The 17,198-nt window shown below is 72.5% G+C and carries 16 protein-coding genes and 1 pseudogene; 14 read left to right on the forward strand and 3 right to left on the reverse strand.

Annotated features, from left to right (window positions below):
- Positions 1–216: 216 nt before the first annotated feature.
- The 6 genes from ABZ459_RS25930 (at position 217) to ABZ459_RS25955 (ending at position 6,799) form a co-directional block, all read left to right on the forward strand.
- A complete protein-coding gene (locus ABZ459_RS25930) occupies positions 217–2,223 on the forward strand; it encodes a histidine kinase (protein ID WP_357975017.1) in 2,007 nt (668 codons plus the stop codon).
- Positions 2,216–2,872: a response regulator transcription factor gene (locus tag ABZ459_RS25935; protein ID WP_357975020.1), complete on the forward strand. Its 657-nt coding sequence runs from the start codon at positions 2,216–2,218 to the stop codon at positions 2,870–2,872. Before ABZ459_RS25930 ends, ABZ459_RS25935 begins: the two co-directional genes overlap by 8 nt.
- A 31-nt stretch (positions 2,873–2,903) precedes the next feature.
- Positions 2,904–3,323 (forward strand): hypothetical protein, encoded by a 420-nt coding sequence (locus ABZ459_RS25940; RefSeq protein ID WP_357975023.1) that lies wholly within the window; start codon positions 2,904–2,906, stop codon positions 3,321–3,323.
- 61 nt (positions 3,324–3,384) lie between these two features.
- Complete coding sequence (locus ABZ459_RS25945) at positions 3,385–4,014, forward strand: TetR/AcrR family transcriptional regulator (RefSeq protein ID WP_357975026.1); 630 nt, start codon at positions 3,385–3,387, stop codon at positions 4,012–4,014.
- Positions 4,011–5,381, forward strand: coding sequence for an MFS transporter (locus ABZ459_RS25950; protein ID WP_357975029.1), 1,371 nt, complete (start codon positions 4,011–4,013; stop codon positions 5,379–5,381). Before ABZ459_RS25945 ends, ABZ459_RS25950 begins: the two co-directional genes overlap by 4 nt.
- The gene (locus ABZ459_RS25955) at positions 5,378–6,799 is read left to right on the forward strand and encodes an aspartate aminotransferase family protein (RefSeq protein ID WP_357975032.1); all 1,422 of its coding nucleotides are present in this window, start codon (positions 5,378–5,380) and stop codon (positions 6,797–6,799) included. The genes ABZ459_RS25950 and ABZ459_RS25955 overlap by 4 nt, the downstream gene beginning before the upstream one ends.
- 5 nt (positions 6,800–6,804) lie before the next feature.
- Here the strand turns inward: ABZ459_RS25955 and ABZ459_RS25960 are convergent, their stop codons facing one another.
- Both ABZ459_RS25960 and ABZ459_RS25965 read right to left on the reverse strand, forming a co-directional pair.
- Positions 6,805–6,939, reverse strand: a complete 135-nt coding sequence (locus tag ABZ459_RS25960) for a DUF397 domain-containing protein (RefSeq protein ID WP_357975034.1) — start codon at positions 6,937–6,939, stop codon at positions 6,805–6,807.
- Positions 6,940–7,005: 66 nt separating this feature from the next.
- Positions 7,006–7,227: pseudogene (locus tag ABZ459_RS25965) on the reverse strand (hypothetical protein); the annotation flags it as partial.
- Positions 7,228–7,352: 125 nt separating this feature from the next.
- Between ABZ459_RS25965 and ABZ459_RS25970 the strand changes: the two are divergent.
- Positions 7,353–7,958, forward strand: coding sequence for a TetR/AcrR family transcriptional regulator (locus tag ABZ459_RS25970; RefSeq protein WP_357975037.1), 606 nt, complete (start codon positions 7,353–7,355; stop codon positions 7,956–7,958).
- A gap of 5 nt (positions 7,959–7,963) precedes the next feature.
- Entirely contained in the window at positions 7,964–8,452 is a 489-nt protein-coding gene (locus tag ABZ459_RS25975; RefSeq protein WP_357975040.1) for a cupin domain-containing protein, read from the forward strand.
- 4 nt (positions 8,453–8,456) lie between these two features.
- On the opposite strand, the gene ABZ459_RS25980 is transcribed toward ABZ459_RS25975, so the two are convergent.
- The gene (locus tag ABZ459_RS25980) at positions 8,457–10,430 is read right to left on the reverse strand and encodes a family 10 glycosylhydrolase (RefSeq protein ID WP_357975043.1); all 1,974 of its coding nucleotides are present in this window, start codon (positions 10,428–10,430) and stop codon (positions 8,457–8,459) included.
- 227 nt (positions 10,431–10,657) lie between these two features.
- Here ABZ459_RS25980 and ABZ459_RS25985 point away from each other — a divergent pair, with 227 nt between their 5' ends.
- The 6 genes from ABZ459_RS25985 to rbsD all read left to right on the forward strand — a co-directional run bounded on the left by ABZ459_RS25985 (position 10,658) and on the right by rbsD (position 17,187).
- Entirely contained in the window at positions 10,658–12,178 is a 1,521-nt protein-coding gene (locus ABZ459_RS25985) for an N-acetylmuramoyl-L-alanine amidase (RefSeq protein ID WP_357975046.1), read from the forward strand.
- 186 nt (positions 12,179–12,364) lie between these two features.
- Positions 12,365–13,372, forward strand: a complete 1,008-nt coding sequence (locus ABZ459_RS25990) for a LacI family DNA-binding transcriptional regulator (RefSeq protein WP_357975049.1) — start codon at positions 12,365–12,367, stop codon at positions 13,370–13,372.
- Entirely contained in the window at positions 13,369–14,871 is a 1,503-nt protein-coding gene (locus ABZ459_RS25995) for a sugar ABC transporter ATP-binding protein (RefSeq protein WP_352320686.1), read from the forward strand. Before ABZ459_RS25990 ends, ABZ459_RS25995 begins: the two co-directional genes overlap by 4 nt.
- A complete protein-coding gene (locus ABZ459_RS26000) occupies positions 14,861–15,838 on the forward strand; it encodes an ABC transporter permease (protein WP_352358766.1) in 978 nt (325 codons plus the stop codon). Before ABZ459_RS25995 ends, ABZ459_RS26000 begins: the two co-directional genes overlap by 11 nt.
- An 18-nt stretch (positions 15,839–15,856) precedes the next feature.
- Entirely contained in the window at positions 15,857–16,801 is a 945-nt protein-coding gene (locus ABZ459_RS26005) for a substrate-binding domain-containing protein (protein ID WP_352358764.1), read from the forward strand.
- The gene (rbsD, locus tag ABZ459_RS26010; protein ID WP_357975052.1) at positions 16,798–17,187 is read left to right on the forward strand and encodes a D-ribose pyranase; all 390 of its coding nucleotides are present in this window, start codon (positions 16,798–16,800) and stop codon (positions 17,185–17,187) included. The genes ABZ459_RS26005 and rbsD overlap by 4 nt, the downstream gene beginning before the upstream one ends.
- Positions 17,188–17,198 lie beyond the last annotated feature (11 nt).

Genomic DNA, 17,198 nt, shown 5'->3' on the forward strand with positions numbered 1-17,198 from the left:
TCCTTTCTCCTCGAGGGGATGTCGTGCCTCCAGGTTTCCGGCGGGCCGCCCCGGGCCGGCAGAGCCGCCGGTCCCGCCATCGACGGGACCCCTGTCCCGGGACATGAGGACACGGCGTCGGGTGTAATACGTTCCGTGCCAGAAAACGGACCTTCCGCCCCTCTAGCGGCAGCGACGTCCCCTGCCGCCGCAGCACGCGGGTGGTGGGCCGTCGGCGTGGCGGTCGCCGGGGTCGCGATCGCGCTCGCCACGGTGGCGCTGGACGTGGCCGCCCGGGACGTGCGGTTGCCCGCGGCGTCGGAGCTGGAGCCCGGCTGGCCGGCCGCGCTGACCGGGCTCGCCCAGCTCGTCCCCGGCGCGCTGCTGCTGCGCCGGCTGCCGCGGCATCCGGTGGCCCGGGTCCTGGTGGTGTTCGGGCTGCTGTGGCTGCTGGACGGGCTCGCGGGAAGCTGGGCGACGTACGCCGCCTACGTCTCGCCCGGCCTGCCGGGGGCCGCGGCGGCGTACTGGTCCTACTCGCGGTTCGGGGCGTCGCTGCTGCTCGGGCTGCCGCTGCTGATCCTGCTGTTCCCGGACGGCCGGCTCCCGCCGGGGCGGGTGTGGCGGGCGCTGTCGGTGACGAGCCTGGTGCTGACCGGCCTGCTCACGGCCCTGCTGGTGACCGCGCCGACGGCGGTGATGGAGCGTTACCACGACCAGGCGATGCCGCCGGAGATCGCGCGGCTCGGCCTCGACTTCCTGTCCGTGGACCTGCCGTACGCGTTCTGGGAGCCGGCGCTGGCGCTGGCGTACGCGTCCGTCCTGGTGAGCCTGGTGGTGCCGTTCGCGTCGATGGTGCGCAGGTACGTGGTCGCCGACGCCGAGCGGCGGGCCCAGATCCGCTGGTTGATGTGGGCCGCGCTGGTCGACATGATCGTGCTCCTGCTGCCGCTGTCGTTGTCCCCGCAGATCCCGGCGGTGCTGCTGACGCTGGCCATCGCGTTCACCGCGGCGGCCGTGGTGGTGGCGGTGACCAAGTACCGCCTGTACGACATCGACCGGCTGCTGTCGGCCACCGTGGCCTACGGCCTGCTCGCCGCGCTCGTGGTGGTCATGGACGTGGTGGTGTTCACGCTGGTGGGCAGCGTCCTCGGGGAACGGGACTCGGCGCTGGCCGCCATCGCGATCGTCGCCGTCCTGTACGCCCCGCTGCGCACCTGGCTCTGGCGGGCGGTGCGCAGGCTGGTGCGCGGCTCCAGGGACGACCCGTACGCCGCGGTCTCGACGCTGGCCGAGCGGCTGGAGCTGGCCACGGACCCGGACGAGCAGCTGCTCGCGGTGGCCACGACGCTGGCGGAGGCGTTCCGGCTGGCCTACGTGCGGGTGGAGATCGAGCGGCCGGGCGGGGAACGTTCCGTGGTGGAGCACGGGTCGCCGCGCGGGCCGTCGGTGTCGCTGCCCGTGGCCTACCGGGGCGAGACCGTGGGGCGTCTGGTGCTGTGCCGTACCGATCTGACCGAGCGGGACCAGCGGCTGCTCGGCGACCTCGTACGCCAGGCCGCCGCCGCGGCGCGGGCCGTCGAGCTCAGCACCGACCTGCAGCGCATCCGCGCCCGGCTGGTGCTGGCCCGCGAGGAGGAGCGCCGCAGGCTCCGGCGCGACCTGCACGACGGGCTCGGCCCGAGCCTGGGCGCGGTGGCGCTGCGCATCGAGGCGGCCCGCAACCTGGCCGGCAGCGCGCCCGAGCAGGCCGACCGCATCCTGGAGCAGACGGCCGCCGAGGTCGGCGGGGTGCTGGCGGACGTGCGCAGGCTCGTCCACGACCTGCGCCCGCCCGCGCTCGACGAGCTGGGCCTGCTGCGCGCGATCGAGCAGCAGGCCGGCCGGTTCCGCACGGCCGCCCTGGACGTCCGCGTCACCGGCGACGGCCCGCTGGGCGCGCTGCCCGCGGCGGTCGAGGTGGCGGCCTACCGTATCGTGTCCGAAGCGCTGGCCAACGCGGCCAGGCACGCGGGCGCGGCACGCTGCGACATCACGCTCACCGCGCGGGAGGGGACTCTTGAGGTGGCGGTACGCGACGACGGCGCGGGCATCGGCCCCGACGTGGCGGCGGGCGTGGGCATGCTCTCGCTGCGCGAGCGCGCGGCCGAGCTGGGCGGCGACTGCCAGGTGAGCTGCCCGCCCGGCGGCGGCACCCTGGTCCTGGCCCGGCTGCCGATGCGGGTGGAGGTCGCCGATGTCTGACCAGGAGCCGATCAGGGTCCTGCTGGCCGACGACCACCCGGTCTACCGCGACGGGCTCGCGCTGCTGCTCGGCTCGATCCCGGGCATCGAGGTGGCCGGCACCGCCGCCGACGGCCCCGAGGCGGTCGAGCGCGCCGCCGACCTCCAGCCGGACGTCGTGGTGATGGACGTCCGCATGCCGGGGCTCGACGGCATCGAGGCCACCAGGCGCATCGTGGCCGACAGCCCGCACGTCGCCGTCGTCGTGCTGACCATGTCGGAGGAGGACGCCACGCTGTTCGCCGCGATGCGCGCGGGGGCCCGCGGCTACCTGCTCAAGGGGGCGGGCCAGGGCGAGATCGTCCGGGCGATCACCGCGGTCGCGCACGGCGAGGCGATCTTCGGCCCGGCGGTGGCGCTGCGCGTCGCCGAGTTCTTCCAGGGGGCCGCCGCGGCCCCCGGCGACCCGGTCTTCCCGCAGCTCACGCCGCGCGAGCGGGAGATCCTGTCGCTGGTCGCGGCCGGCCGTTCGAACGCGCAGATCGCCTCGGCCCTGTTCCTGTCGCCGAAGACCGTGCGCAACAACGTCTCCAACATCTTCGCCAAGCTCCACGTCGCCGACCGCGCCGAGGCCATCGTCCGCGCCCGCGACGCGGGCCTCGGGAAGTGAGCCGTTCGGGGCTCCCGTACGTCATAGAGGTATGAAGATCTGGCGAATCGTGCTTCTGCCGGCGCTCGCGCTGGCCGTCACGGCCTCCGCGCTGCCCGCCGAGGCGGTGACCACGCAGCGGAAGGTGCTGGTCGACCTGCGCGAGGAGGGCGGCTTCGCGGGGCTGCAGAACCGCGTGACGGTCTACACCGACGGCTGTGTGCGGCTCAGCCGCCGTACCGGGCCCGTGGTGGCCAAGTGCCTCACGGCCAAGGAGGAGCGCCAACTGCGCGGCTACCTCAAGAAACTGAAGATCGGCCGCTCCGAACGCCCGCCGCAGGGCGCGGACTTCCTCAGCTACACGCTGGCGTACAAGGGCCATCGCGTCACCCGCTACACGCTGCCCCCCACCTGGAAGCCGGTCGTGGCGCACCTGGACAAGGCCCTCGTCAAGTACTGGGCTCCGGACTGACCGTAAACCCTCTCCATCAAGCGATTGACCAAGGGGGCGGGACGGAACTACGGTCGGTCGTATGAGACCTGCCGACAGCGGACAGCCGGCCGTGATCCTCAAGGCGGCCACCCAGCTCTTCGCCGCGCTCGGCTACGACGGCACCTCGACGCGCCAGATCGCCGACGCGGCGGGGATGAACATCGCCACCGTCAACTACCACGTGGGCGGCAAGCGCGAGCTGTACCTGGCCGTCATGGAACGTGCGCACCGGGCGGAGAAGGCGGCGCTGGACAAGGCGCTCGCCCATCTGCCCGGTGACGACCCGGCCGCCTCCATCCACCGCCTGGTGGACGACTACCTCGACTTCTGCGCGGACAACCCGGAGATCCCCGCGCTGTGGATGCACCGCTGGCTCTCCGACGCGAGCGACATCACCGAGCTGGAACGCCAGTACGTCCAGCCCCTGGTCTCCGCCGTCACCGGCGCGCTGCGCCCGGCGGTCGAGGCCGGCGTGATCGACGGCACGGTCGACCTGGAGTACGCCATGTGGACCGTCATCTGGTCGATCCACGGCTTCGCCAAGGGCGGCGTGCTCGACGCCGAGGGCCGCCGCAGGGGCGCGGGCGACCGGGCCGCGCTCCGCCGCTTCCGCGCCCACCTCCACCTCACCCTCCACCGCACCCTCGCCCTTCCCGGCGACCCCCGATGACCGATGCCCGGCTCTCCGTGCCGGTGCCGACGGGCGCCGGACGGCTGAGCCGCGGACGGCTGCTCGGTTACGGCGTCGGCTCGGTCGGCACCGGCGTGTTCTCCGCCGTGCCCGGCCTGCTGCTGCTCTACTACCTGACCGACATGCTCGGCGTGCCCGCCGCCGTCGCGGGCGCCGTCCTGGTCGCGCCGAAGATCTGGGACGTGCTGCTCAACCCGCTCGTCGGCGCCGCCAGCGACCGCGAGGCCGTGCGCACCGGCCGCCGGACGCGGCTGCTGGCGGTCGGCGCGGCCACGCTGCCGGTGGCGTTCGCGCTGATGTTCGCCGTGCCCGGCGGCGTCCCGGGCGCCGTGTGGTCCGGGGTGGCGTTCCTGCTGGCCGCGACCGCCTTCGCGAGCTTCCAGGTGCCGTACGTGGCGCTGCCGGCCGAGATGTCGGCGAGCCCGGCCGAGCGGACCAGGATCATGTCGTGGCGGGTGGTCTGCCTGACCGTCGGCATCCTGGTCGCGGGCGGCCTGGCCCCCGCCGTGGTGGACCTGGCGGGCGGCGGCCGGCCGGGGTACGCGGTCATGGGCGTCGCGATCGGCCTGGTCATGGCCGCCGCCCTGGTGGCCGCCACGCTGGGCACGCGGTGGGTGTCGTCGCGTCCAGGGCCCCGGCAGCTCGGCCCGGCGGCGGCCTTCCGGCTGGCCCGGGGCAACCGGCCGTTCTTCGCGCTGCTGGCGGCGTTCGTCACGCAGGCGCTCGGAGTGGCGGTGATGCTGGCGGGCGCCCCGTACGTGGCCTCGTACCGGCTGGGCGACTACGGGCTGACCTCGGTGATGTTCGTCTGCCTGGTGGGCCCGAGCATGCTCGCCGTGCCGGCCTGGGCCCGGCTGGCCCGCGTGTACGGGACCGTGCGCTGCTACCTGGCCGCCTCGGCCGGGTTCGCCGTCGTGGCGCTCGCCCTGGTCCCCGCCATCGCGGCGGGCAGCCTGGCCGCCACGCTCGTGCTGACCGCGCTGGCCGGGGTCTGCTACGCCGCGCTGCAACTGCTGCCGCTGTCGCTGCTGCCCGACACCGTGCACGCCGACGCCGCCCGTACCGGCCACGCCCAGGCCGGCGCGTTCACCGGCCTGTGGACGGCCGGCGAGACCGCCGGGCTCGCGCTCGGCCCCGGCCTGTTCGCGCTGGTCCTGGCGCTGTCGGGGTTCGTCTCCGCGCCCGTGGAGTCGCCCGTCGCCCAGCCGGCCGGCGCGCTGACCGGGCTGCTGCTCGGCTTCACCGCGCTGCCCGCCCTGCTCATGCTGATCAGCCTGCCGTTCGTCGTCCGCTACGGCAGGCTCGCCCTCGCCCCCGCCTTCGCCCCCGCCAAGGAGACCGTGTGACCCTCCCCCTGTCCGGAAGAACCGCCGAGGACCTGCTGTCCGAGGTGGCCAGGATGAAACAGCACGACCTGCCGGTGCGGGGCGGGCAGGTGACCGCGTACGTCTACGACACCGGCCGGCCCGAGGTGCACGAGGCGGCGGCCCGCGCGTACGCCGAGATGCTGGAGGTCAACTGCCTGGACCCGACGGCGTTCCCGAGCATCGTGGAGATGGAGAAGCAGGTCGTGGGCGCGGTCGCCGACCTGCTCGGCGGCGGCCACGGCATCTTCACCAGCGGCGGCACCGAGTCGATCATGCTGGCGGTCAAGGCGGCGCGGGACGCGGCCGGGCGGCCCGCCGCCAACCTCGTGCTGCCGGTGACCGCCCATCCGGCCTTCCACAAGGCGGCCCACTACCTGGGCCTGCGGGTCAAGGCCGTGCCGGTGGACCTGGAGACGTACAAGGTGCGGGTGGAGGACGTCGCGGCGGCGATCGACGAGGACACGGTCCTGGTGGTGGTCTCGGCGCCGTCGTACCCGCAGGGCGTGATCGACCCGGTCGCGGAGGTCGCCGCCGTGGCGGCCGAGGCGGGCGTGGCCTGTCACGTGGACGCGTGCGTGGGCGGCTGGCTGCTGCCCTGGCTGCGGGAGGCGGGGGCCGACGTGCCGCCGTTCGACCTGTCGGTGCCGGGGGTCACCTCCCTCTCCTGCGACCTGCACAAGTTCGGCTACGCGCCGAAGGGCGCCTCGGTGGTGCTGTTCGCCGACCCGGCGACGCGGCGCCGGGCGTACTTCGCCTCGGCCGCCTGGCCCGGCTACACGATCATCAACGCCACCGTGCAGAGCTCCAGGTCGGCCGGTCCGCTCGGCGGCGCGTGGGCCACGCTCCAGGCGCTCGGCCGGGAGGGGTACGTGGAGCTCGGCCGCGCCACGCTCAAGGCGGCGGCCCGGCTCAGGGAGGGCATCGCCGCGATCCCCGGCCTGCGGGTCCTGGGCGCGCCCGAGTCCTCGCTGGTGGCCTTCGCCGGGGACGACGTCGACGTGTTCGTGCTGGCCGACGCGGCCCGCGAGCGCGGCTGGTTCCTGCAACCGCAGCTCTCCTACGCCGGGATCCCCGCGAACCTGCACGTCACGGTCACCGGCGTGACGCTGAACGGCGTGGAGGCGATGCTGCGGGTGATCGCCGACGCGGCGGAGGCGGCCCGGCGGCGCGGCCCGGCCGTCGTCCCGGACGGCCTGGTCGAACTGATCGCCGGCCTGGACCTGGACGCCCTGGACGACGCGACCTTCGCCGAACTGGCCGCCTCGGTGGGCGTGGACCTGCGTCCGGGCGCGGGCCAGCCGGGGATGGCGACGGTCAACGCGGTCCTGGACGCCCTCCCGGCCGAGACCAGGGAAGCCCTCCTCCTCCGCTTCCTGTCGGTGATGTACGCCTCCTGACGGGCTCAGGTCAGGTCGAACTCCCCCTTGGCGGCCCCGTCGAGGAAGGCGAGCCATTCGTCCCGGGTGAAGGCCAGAACCGGGCCTTCACCCCGGTCCTTGGTGTCCCTGACGAGAACGCCGTCATCCGGTTGCCGCATCAACTCCCGCCGTGTCCCCCCGACGCCGTCGCCTTGCCCCATACGCCCGTCCGGAGACCGCTCGCGTCACTCATGGCTCTCCATCACCTCGCCGATGATCTCGCGGCTCCTGTCCACGGGAAACGCCATCCCGGACAGGGCCTCCCATCGCACGACAAGCGCTTGCTCGGCGCTCTTCAGGTAGGCGTGATCGGGTCCTCCGTCCAGGAGCGTCGTCACCTCGAAGGCTCCGAGGCACCCCACGGCGAGCCCCGCCTTCAACGGGACGATCCGTAGCGTGACATTAGGGAGGGTTGACCACGTCGAGCAGCTTGGCGAGTTGTTCCCTCATCACCTCCGGAGTTTCGATACTTGGGTTGCGAAATGCCGCCCTCCGGGATTACGCTACTCAGGTAGCGAAAAGGAGGCAGGGCATGGTGGGACGGCCGCGCAGGAGTGACGTCGACGAGAGTGTGCTCAGGGCGGCCACCGAGGTGCTGCTCGCACGCGGCTACGCCGGCCTGTCCCCCGACGAGGTCGCCGAGCGGGCCGGCATCGCCAAGACCACGCTCTACCGCCGCTGGCCGACCAAGGACCACCTGGCCCTGGCCGTCGTCAACCGGCTCCAGGACCACGACGAGATCACCGACACCGGCGACATCCGCCGCGACCTGCCGGCGTACCTGGAGAAGATCGCGGCCGGGCTCAACCGGATGCGCGCGGCGGGCCGCGCGCCCGGCGACGACGACGCGTCGGCGGGCACGGTGGCCGAGCTCGTGGCCGCCGCCGCCCGCCACGCCGACGTCGGCGAGCTGGAGCGGCAGATGTACGCCCGCCGCAACACCCTGGCCCGCGCCCTGCTCGAACGGGCCAGGGACCGCGGCCAGCTACGCGCCGACCTCGACGTGGAGGCCCTGTTCGACCAGCTCGCCGGGGCCCTGTACTACCGCGTCCTGATCACCGGCTCCCCCGTCGACCGCGCCTACGCCGAACGCCTCGTGGAGACAGCACTCCGCGGCGCCCTCTCCGAGAACGGATAAACACCATGTCGCTCATCGACCCCCGCAGCACCGCCGTCATCCGCTCCGTCGACGCCGAGGTCATCGGCGGCCCGCCCAGCACGGGCCGCATGCTCCTCGACTCCAGCGCCACCGGCGGCGCCCTGAGCACCATGCGCATCACGCTCGGCGCGGGCGCCGACGGCGCCGTGCCGCACACCCACACCACCGCCTCCGAGATGTTCTACGTCCTCGACGGCCGGGCGCAGGTGCTGGCCGGCGACGAGGTGATCACTCTGGAGCAGGGCGACGTCGCCGTCGTGCCGCCCCACGTGGCCCACGCCTTCGCCGCGGCCCCCGGCGCCGAGGCCGACCTGCTGATCGTCATCACGCCGGGCGTCGAGCGGTTCGAGTACTTCCGTCTGCTGGCCCGGCTCAAGGCCGGCGAGGCCACGCTCGAAGAGCTGCTGGCCTCGCAGGACCGCTTCGACAACCACTTCATCGACAGCCCCGCCTGGGCGAAGGCCCGCTCCTGAAGGGTCAGACCTTGGTGATGCGGACGGCGTCGGCGATCACGTAGCCGGTCGCCGAGGTCCACCGGCTCACCCCGACCACGTTGTACGTCCCGGCCGCCAGCGTGTACGTCCCCAGCACCCGCCAGGCCCCGCCGCCGGTGCGCTGGTCGACGTTGACCGTCTGGTTGCCGCCCGAGGCCGCCACGATGTGCGGCGCGGAGCCGTTGTACCCCGCGTTGGCGGGATACCAGACCTCCACCCGGTAGCTGCCCGCGCTCGGGATCGCCGCCCGGAACCAGGCAGGGTCGCTGGCCGCGACCGGATCGGCGAAGCGGTAGTCGGCGCCGTTGGCCTGGGTGGAGTAGCTGGAGGTGCCCCAGGAGGGGGAGGCCGTGAAACCGGCGTCGGCGTTGTCGATCACGACGCTGAAGCCGCCCGTGCCGCCCACCGCCCGGCCCGCGCTCGGCGCGCTCTCCTGGTGGGTCCTGCTCAGCGCGGTCACGTAGTAGGTGGACGCGCCGCCGCCGGGGTCGGTGTAGGACTTCTGCCTGGTCGTGCCGATCAGGTTGCGGGCGTCGGCGAAGAAGCACGGATCGGCCGAGGGCGGAGACCCGGCCACGCGGTAGACCGCGTACGCCGTGCCGGAGCCGGTCCAGGTGAGCTGGACGCCGTTCGAGCCCGCGGTGGCCGCGGTGATCGTGGGCGCGGCGGGCGCGGCCCCCGAGCCCCGGGCGGGCAGCAGGGCGGGCTTGGCGTAGTGGTCGGTGACCAGCTTGGTGATCGCTCCGATCCGGTCGGCCTTGACGTCCTTGGCGCTGAAGTACACGTCACCGGCGATCTCGGGATGTTTCCTGTTGTCGTACAGGTGGTCGCTCAGCTCGGCCGGGTCCTGCCAGGCGGCCTCCTGGCCCGAGGCGCCGGCCCGGTACGCGGCCTGTCCCACGACGAGTTGCACGCCGGTGCCGCGCACGACGTCCGACCACCACGCGGTCAGCACCTCGTAGGCGGCCGTGGAGAACCCGATGTGCCAGTAGATCTGCGGCGCCAGGTAGTCGATCCAGCCCTGCTTGACCCACTGCCGGCTGTCGGCGTAGATCGCGTCGTAGGACTGGAGGCCGGAGGTGCGCGAGCCGAGCGGGTCGGTCGAGGAGTTGCGCCAGATCCCGAAGGGGCTGATCCCGAACGACACCCACGACTTGGCGGTGTGGATGCGCTGGCCGAGCTCGCGGACGAGCAGGTTGACGTTGTCGCGCCGCCAGTCGGCGATGTTGGGGAACGCGCCGCCGTACTGGGCGTAGGCGGCCGAGTCCGGGATGGCCTGGCCGCTGACCGGATAGGGGTAGAAGTAGTCGTCGAGGTGCACGCCGTCCACGTCGTAGCGGGTGACGGCGTCCATGATCGCGTCCTCGATGAAGTCGCGGACCGCCGGGATGCCCGGGTTGTAGTAGAGCTTCCCGCCGTAGGCGAAGCGCCAGTCGGGGTGCTGCCGCGCTGGGTGCGTGGAGATCAGCTTGGTCGGGTCGTCGTTGTTGGCGACCCGGTACGGGTTGAACCAGGCGTGGAACTCCAGGTTCCGCGCATGGGCCTCGCCGACCATGAACGCCAGCGGGTCGTAGCCGGGGTTCGTCCCCTGGGTGCCGGTCAGCCATTGCGACCACGGCTCGTACGGGGACGGCCAGAACGCGTCCGCCGTCGGCCTGACCTGCACGATCACGGCGTTCATGCGCTTGGCGACGGCCAGGTCGAGCCAGGCGCGGAACTCGGCCTGCTGGGCGGAGACGCTGAGCCCGGTACGGCTCGGCCAGTCGATGTTGGCGACCGAGGAGATCCACATGGCCCGGAGCTGCCGCTTGGGCGTCGCGGGGTCGGTCGCGCAGGCGGCTGCGGAGGCGACTGCGGAGTCGGAGGTGGGGGCTGCGGAGGCGGGGGCGGGAGCCACGGCGGCGACGACGGCGGCGGCGGTGAGCGCCGCCAGGACGGTACGCAGGAGCGCGGTCACGAAAGGAAGTTTCAGTCCCTCGACCGCAGAGCGCAATAGTTTTCAGGGGCCCAACTTTCCCGCCACCCTCCGGTCGGCGGGCGGAAAGTTTCACCTAACACGTCTGTAATGTCAATTATCGACATTGTGTCAGAGGTGACATACGTTGGGCCGCATTCGGCGGCCAAACGCGGGCCGCGGACACGCGCCCGCGTTCCACCCGTCACCCCCCAACGAGGAGCATCCCCATGATTCTCGCCCGCACGCGATTAGCTGCCCTCGCCACCTCCGCCCTGACCGTCGCCCTGATCACCGCGGGCCAGCCCGCCGCCCAGGCCGCCCGGGAGCCCGCGCTGCCGTCGGCGTTCGCCAAGGCCGCCTCGGCCAGCGACGTCCCCCGCGATCTGCTGGTCGCGCTCGCCTACGCCGAGACCCACCTCGACGACCACCAGGGCAAGCCCAGCGCCAGCGGCGGTTACGGCCTGATGCACCTGGTCAGCAACCCCACGACCCACGCGCTGGAGAAGGCCGCCGAGCTCACCAGCCTGCCGGTCGAGAAGCTGCGCTCCGACAACGAGTCCAACATCCTCGGCGGCGCCGCCCTGCTCCGCTCCTACGCCGACGAGCTCGGCCTCGACGACGCCGGCCGCAAGGACGCCGGCCGCTGGTACCAGGCCGTCGCCAAGTACGGCAACGCCTCCTCGCCGGAGATCGCCCGGCTGTACGCCGACTCGGTCTACGAGCAGCTCGGCCTCGGCATCACGGCCCGGGGCGTGACGGTCAAGCCCCAGGAGGTCACCGCCGACCGCGGCGACTACGCCAAGGCCCCCGACCTGAGCGCGCGCTCCGACGTCGGCGTGCTCAGCACCGACTACGGCCCGGCCGCCTGGGTCCCGGCCAGCTCCAGCAACTACACCGCCTCCAGCCGGCCGTCGAGCTACGCGATCGACCGCGTGGTCATCCACGTGACGCAGGGCTCGTACGCCGGGACGATCTCCTGGTTCCAGAACTCGGCCGCGCAGGTCTCGGCGCACTACGTCGTGAAGTCGTCCAGCGGCGCCATCACCCAGATGGTGCGCGAGAAGGACGTCGCCTGGCACGCCGGCAACTGGACGTACAACACCAGGTCGATCGGCATCGAGCACGAGGGCTACGTCAGCGAGTCCTCGTGGTTCACCGACGCCATGTACCGCGCGTCGGCGGCCCTGACCAAGGCCATCTGCGACAAGTACGGCATCCCGAAGGACCGCGCCCACATCATCGGGCACAACGAGGTTCCCGGGGCCGACCACACCGATCCGGGGCCGTACTGGAACTGGACCACGTACATGAACTACGTGACCGGCGGCGGCACGCCCTCGTGGTCCACCACGGTGGACAACGCCACCTCCGGCAAGTTCACCGCCAGCGCCAACTGGGGCACCTCCGCCTACTCCAGCCAGCGTTACGGCGCCGACTACCGCTTCGCCGACCCGGTCGCCTCCAGCGACCCCGCCTGGTACCAGGCCGCGATCCCCAGCGCGGGCACGTACAAGGTGGAGGTCTGGTACCCGTCCGATCCGGGCTACAACAGCTCGGCGCCGTACATCGTGGCGGCCTCGGGCGGCAACCAGACCGTCTACGTGGACCAGCGCTCCGGCGGCGGAGGCTGGCGCAGCATCGGCACCTTCTCGCTGAACGCCGGCACCTACAACGCCGTCGGCATCAGCCGGTGGACGGCCGGCACGGGCCTCGTCATCGCCGACGCGGTCCGCATCAGCAAGGTCTGACGGACCCGGGCCCGGACCCGGACCCGGCGGTCCGGGCGCGGTCCGGGCAGGTCCGGGCAGGTCCGGAAGGCCCGAGCCATCGAAAGCCGGCTCACACCCTCTCCCCCGGGGGTGTGAGCCATTTCACTTTGCCAACCATGTAATCGATTTCATAAGCTGCCGTGTAATCGATTACACGGAGGAACGATGGCAAGGATCAAGGACGTCGCCGCGCAAGCCGGTGTCTCCGTCGCCACGGTCTCCCGCGTGCTCAACGACAACCCCTCGGTCAACGAGGAGACCCGGCGCCGAGTTTACGACGCGATGAGCGCGCTCAACTACGTGCCGAACGCCGTCGCCCGCTCCCTGCGCACCACCGCGACCAGGACAATCGGCCTGATCATCGGCGACGTCCTGAACCCGTTCTTCACCGAGCTGGCCAGGAGCGTCGAGGACGAGGCCAGGCGCGAGGGCTTCACGGTCGTCATGGGCAACGCCGACGAGCGCGCCGACCAGCAGGACCACTACGTGCGCACGCTGCTGGAGCAGCGCGTCGACGGGCTGCTGATCTGCCCGACCGCCGAGGTCACGCCGCTGGTGCAGCAGCTCGCCGAGGCCGGCCGGCCGGTGGTCTTCCTCGACCGCACGATCTCCGGACTCGACGTGCCCTCCGTGCGTTCCGACGGCGCCACCGCCATCGCCGAGCTGGTCCGCCACCTGCGCGAGCAGGGCCACCGCCGGATCGCGCTGGCCTCCGGCCCGGCCACCCTGTCCACCGGCCGCGAGCGCACGGCCGCCTTCGCCGCCGCCATGGCGGCCGAGGGCCTGGAGGTGCGCCCCGAGTACGTGCGCCCCGGCGACTTCCGCGAGGGCAGCGGCCGGCGCATCACCGCCGAGCTGCTCGACCTGCCCGAGCCGCCCGAGGCGATCTTCTTCGGCGACAACCTGATGACGCTGGGCGGGCTGGAGGAGATCCAGGCCAGGGGCCTGCGCATCCCCGCCGACGTGGCCGTCGCCTCCTTCGACGACGTGACCTGGTTCAAGCACACCGCCCCGCCGATCACCGCCATCGCCCAGCCGACGGCCGAGATGGGGCGCCTGGCCGTGCGGCTCGTGATCGGCCGGATCCAGAGCGGGCAGGCGGCCGACTCGCACGTCCTGCCGGCGCGCCTGGTGATTCGCCGATCTTGCGAGCGGAAAGGGATCATGGAGTGAGCGCGGAGATACTCAAGGCCGAGGGCCTGCGCAAGGTCTTCCCCGGCGTCGTGGCACTCGACGGCGTCGATCTGAGCCTGCGCGCCGGCGAGGTGCACGTCCTGCTCGGCGAGAACGGCGCGGGCAAGAGCACGCTGATCAAGATCCTGTCGGGCGCGTACCGGCCGGACGGCGGGCACGTCACCGTCGACGGGCAGCCGGTGGACATCCGGTCGGCGGGCGACGCCCAGCGGCTCGGCATCGCCACCATCTACCAGGAGTTCAACCTGGTCCCCCAGCTCACCGTCGCCGAGAACCTGGCGCTCGGCCGCCCGCCGCGCCGGTTCGGGCTGGTGGACAAGAAGCGCATGGAACGGCAGGCCAAGGCGCTGCTCGATCGCGTCGGCGTGGACGTCGACCCGACGACGCCGATCTCCCGGCTCGGCATCGCCCGCATGCAGATGGTGGAGATCGCCAAGGCGCTCGCGCTCGACGCCCGCGTGCTCATCATGGACGAGCCCACCGCCGTGCTCACCTCCGGCGAGGTCGCCAAGCTGTTCACGATCGTCCGCCAGCTCCGCGACGAAGGCGTCTCGATCGTGTTCATCACCCACCACCTGGAGGAGATCGCCGAGATCGGCGACCGGGTGACCGTGCTGCGCGACGGCAGGTCCGTCACCGAGATCCCCGCCGACACCGCCCAGGACGAGCTGGTCAGGCTCATGGTGGGCCGCCCGATCGACCAGCAGTTCCCGCGGCAGGCCGCCGAACGCGGCGAGGCCCTGCTCAAGGTCTCCGGCCTCGGCCGCAGGGGCGTCTTCGACGACGTCTCGTTCGAGGTGCGCGCGGGCGAGGTGGTCGGGGTCGCCGGGCTGGTCGGCGCCGGCCGCACCGAGGTCGCGCGGGCCGTCTTCGGCGCCGACCGCTACGACACCGGCGAGGTGGTCGTGCGCGGCACGCGCCTGGCGCCCGGCGACGTGCACGCCGCCATGGAGGCCGGGCTCGGCCTGGTCCCCGAGGACCGCAAGGGCCAGGGCCTGGTGCTCGGCGCGGATGTGGCCGAGAACCTGGGCCTGGTCACCATGCGCGCCGCCACCCGCGCCGGCTTCGTCGACCGCGCCGGCCAGCGCAGGGCCGCCGGGAAGGTGGCCGAGCAGCTCGGCATCCGGATGACCGGCCTTGACCAGGAGGTCCGCACGCTGTCGGGCGGCAACCAGCAAAAAGTCGTCATCGGCAAGTGGCTGGTCGCCGACGCGGGCGTGCTCATCCTCGACGAGCCGACCCGCGGCATCGACGTCGGGGCCAAGGTCGAGATCTACCAGCTCATCAACGCGCTCACCGCCTCCGGGCACGCCGTGCTCATGATCTCCAGTGATCTGCCGGAGGTGCTCGGCATGAGCGACCGCATTCTGGTCATGGCCCGCGGCAGGCTCGTCGGCGAGCTGCCCGCGGCCGGGGCCACGCAAGACGACGTCATGGCCCTCGCGGTCACGGATGTGGAGGGTCCCCGTGCCAAGTAGCACCGTTCCGAACAAGCTCACCGGCCGCCGGTCGCCCGCCGCGGCCTGGTTCGCCGAGAACGGCGCGCTCGCCGCGCTCGTCGTGCTGGTCGTGGCGCTGTCGTTGTTGTCCTCCGACTTCCTCAGCGTGACGAACCTGCTCAACGTCGGCGTCCAGGCGGCCGTCACCGCGATCCTGGCCTTCGGGGCCACGTTCGTGATCGTCACCGGCGGCATCGACCTGTCCGTCGGCTCGGTCGCCGCGCTGTCGGCGATCGTGCTGGCCTGGACGGCCACCAGCGCCGGGCTGCCGTGGCCGGTCGCCGTCGTGGTCTCGCTGGCCGTCGGCGTCGTGTGCGGCCTGGTCAACGCCGCCCTGATCGCGTACGGCAAGCTGCCGCCGTTCATCGCCACGCTGGCCATGCTCGGCATCGCCCGCGGTCTGGCGCTGGTCATCTCTCAGGGCAGCCCGATCGCGATGCCCGACTCGGTCTCGCACCTGGGCGACACGCTCGGCGACTACCTGCCGATCCCGGTGCTGGTGATGCTGGTCATGGGCGTGATCGCGGCCGTGGTGCTCAACCGCACGTACCCGGGCCGGGCCATGTACGCCATCGGCGGCAACGAGGAGGCCGCCCGGCTGTCCGGCATCAAGGTCAACCGGCAGAAGCTCATCACGTACGCGCTGTCCGGCGTCTTCGCGGCGGTGGCCGGGATCGTCCTGGCCAGCCGGCTGGCCTCGGCGCAGCCGCAGGCCGCGGCGGGCTACGAACTGGACGCGATCGCGGCCGTCGTCATCGGCGGCGCGAGCCTGTCCGGCGGCAAGGGCAGGGCGCTCGGCACCTTCGTCGGCGCGCTCATCCTCGCCGTGCTGCGCAACGGGCTGAACCTGCTGTCCGTCTCGGCGTTCTGGCAGCAGGTCGTGATCGGCGTGGTGATCGCGCTCGCGGTCCTCGTCGACACCCTGCGGCGCAGGGGAACGAACTAGGAAAAGGAAGTAAAGATCATGCGGATTCCCGCGATTGTCATGGCCGGCGCCGCACTCACGCTCGGCCTGGCCGCCTGCGGCTCCTCCGGCGACGGGGGCTCCGGAGGCTCGTCCTCGGGGGGCGGGGACATCAAGATCGGCATGTCGGTGTCGACCCTGAACAACCCCTACTTCGTGCAGCTGCGCAGCGGCGCGGAGGCGGAGGCCAAGAAGGAGGGCGTCACGCTGACCGTCACCGACGCCCAGAACGACGCCTCCCAGCAGGTGAACCAGGTCCAGAACTTCACCAGCCAGAACATGAAGGCGATCATCGTCAACCCGGTCGACTCCGACGCGGCGGCCCCGGCGGTCAAGGCGGCGGACCGGGTCAAGATCCCGGTGATCGCGGCCGACCGCGGCGTCAACGGCGCGGAGGTGGCCCAGACCGTGGCCTCCGACAACGTGGCCGGCGGCAAGCTGGCCGCCCAGGAGCTGGCCAAGCAGCTCGGTGAGAAGGGCAGCGTGGTCGTGCTGCAGGGCACGGCGGGCACGTCCGCCTCGCGCGACCGGGGCCAGGGCTTCGCCGAGGGCATCGCGGCGTACCCGAACATCAAGGTCGTGGCCAAGCAGCCGGCCGACTTCGACCGCACCAAGGGCCTGGACGTCATGACCAACATGCTCCAGTCCAACCCCGGCATCACCGGCGTCTTCGCCGAGAACGACGAGATGGCGCTGGGCGCGATCAAGGCCCTGGGCGCCAAGGCGGGCCAGCAGGTCAAGGTCGTCGGCTTCGACGGCACCCCCGACGGCCTGAAGGCGGTGCAGGCGGGCACGCTGGCCGCCAGCGTCGCCCAGCAGCCGTCGCTGCTCGGCCAGCAGGCGGTGCAGGCCGCGGTCAAGGCCGCCAAGGGCGAGACCATCGACAAGACGGTGGCCGTGCCCGTCAAGGTGGCGACCAAGGAGAACGTCGCGGACTTCCAGTGAAACGCGCGGGGATTCTGAACGCCGAGCTGGCGGGGGCCATGGCCCGGCTCGGCCACACCGACCAGGTGCTGGTCTGTGACAGCGGGATGCCCGTGCCGCCCGGCGTGCGGGTCGTCGACCTGGCCTTCCTGCCGGGCATCCCGGCCTTCGCCGACGTGCTCGACGGGCTGCTCGCCGAGCTCGTCGTCGAGGGGGCCACGGCGGCCGAGGAGGTGCGCGCGGGCAACCCCGGCTGCGCCGGGCTGCTCGCGGCCCGGCTGCCGGGGCTGGCGTACGTGCCGCACGAGGAGCTGAAGCGGCTGTCGGCGGGCGTGCGGCTGGCCGTCCGCACGGGGGAGGCCACGCCGTACGCGAACGTGATCCTGCGGTGCGGGGTGGCGTTCTAGGGGACGCCTGC

Origin of the sequence: Nonomuraea sp. NPDC005692 (genome assembly GCF_040631115.1) — a bacterium.
Taxonomy (GTDB): domain Bacteria; phylum Actinomycetota; class Actinomycetes; order Streptosporangiales; family Streptosporangiaceae; genus Nonomuraea.